The organism is Eudoraea algarum (assembly GCF_050589645.1).
Lineage (GTDB): Bacteria > Bacteroidota > Bacteroidia > Flavobacteriales > Flavobacteriaceae > JBNGOQ01.
This window is the reverse complement of the sequence record NZ_JBNGOQ010000011.1, coordinates 1-1,263: the sequence shown is the minus strand read 5'-3', so window position 1 is coordinate 1,263 and position 1,263 is coordinate 1. Positions and strand designations below refer to the sequence as shown.

Genomic DNA, 1,263 nt, shown 5'->3' with positions numbered 1-1,263 from the left:
AATGGTCACGGACTGCTGCGTTGCCGGGCATCCGAACTGGTCCTGTACGTCAATGGTATAGGTTCCGTTGGCCAGGTTGGCGAAGGTGTATGTTGTTGCGGTTGCGGGCGTTGGTGTCATCCAGGGTCCGCTGTTGATGCTGAACTGGAAGCCTCCGTTGCCGGGCAGTGATGTGACGTCGACCTGTATGGTGGCGTCGTTGGCGCCGCTGTAGCATGCCGTTTCGGTAACGGTAAAGGTGGGGTTGCTCGGTGCGGCAACGGTTATGGCCGTGTCAATGGGGTCGGAGCACAGGTTGTTGTCCCTTGCCCTGATGATATAGTCCCCGGCGCCGACATTGTTGAAGACGGCACTGGCCTGGTATGCGGTGATCACGCCCCCTACATTGTCCTCCAGTTGGTACTGGTAAGCGGGGGTCCCGCCGCTTGCGCTCGCGGTAATGGTGGCCCCCGTGTTGTTACAGGTAAAGGGGTCGGTGATGGATGCCGCGGCCACGATGGGCGTTGGCTCGGTGAGGGCCTGGTTCAGGGTCACGGAACAGTTGGCCGTGTCCCTAAGGTCCCTTACGATTATGGTGTATGCCTGTGCGGTGAGCCCCGACAGGGTCACGGGGGATACCAGTGATGTGGTGAAGCCCCCTCCGTTGATGTTGTACTCGAAGCCTGTGGCCCCGTCGAAGTTTTCGGCCGATATGGTGATATCGCCGTCTGCCAGTCCGTTACAGCTGATATCGGTAAAGGCGTCGATGTTCGCGCCGAAGGCGTTCCCGGGATCTACCACCACGGTGGTGTCCACGGTACAGTCGCTTCCGTAGTCTATGGTCACGGTATGGCTTCCCACGGCGATGTTGTTGAAGACGTTGGATGCCTGTGGCGCGCCGGCGTCGATGCTATAGGTATAGGTTGGATCGTTGGGCAATATGGTGATGTTCCCGCTGCCGTCACAGTTGTAGGTCACGGAAGAGGCGGGCACGGGCTCTGTGGGCAGGGGCGCGATGACCACGTCGGGCAGTACCAGGGTACAGGAAGTGGCATTGGCGTCCCGGACCTCTATGGAATAGGTGCCGTCGGCCAGGTCGGTGAAGACGGTCCCCCCGGTGGTCACGGCGCTCCATGCGCTTCCGTTGATGCGGTACTGGTAGTCGCCGGACCCCCCTGATGTTGGCGTTACGCTTCCCACGGTGATCTGTCCCAGCTGCAGGCAGGTATATGCCTGTGTCTGTACGGCCTCGGCGGCGAGCTGTGCCGGTTCGAGGACGTCAAT

The 1,263-nt window shown here is 60.6% G+C and carries 1 pseudogene; it reads right to left on the bottom strand.

The features are described from left to right. Positions 1–1,179 (bottom strand): annotated as a pseudogene (locus tag ACRD67_RS20645) (hypothetical protein); the annotation flags it as partial. Positions 1,180–1,263: the final 84 nt, after the last annotated feature.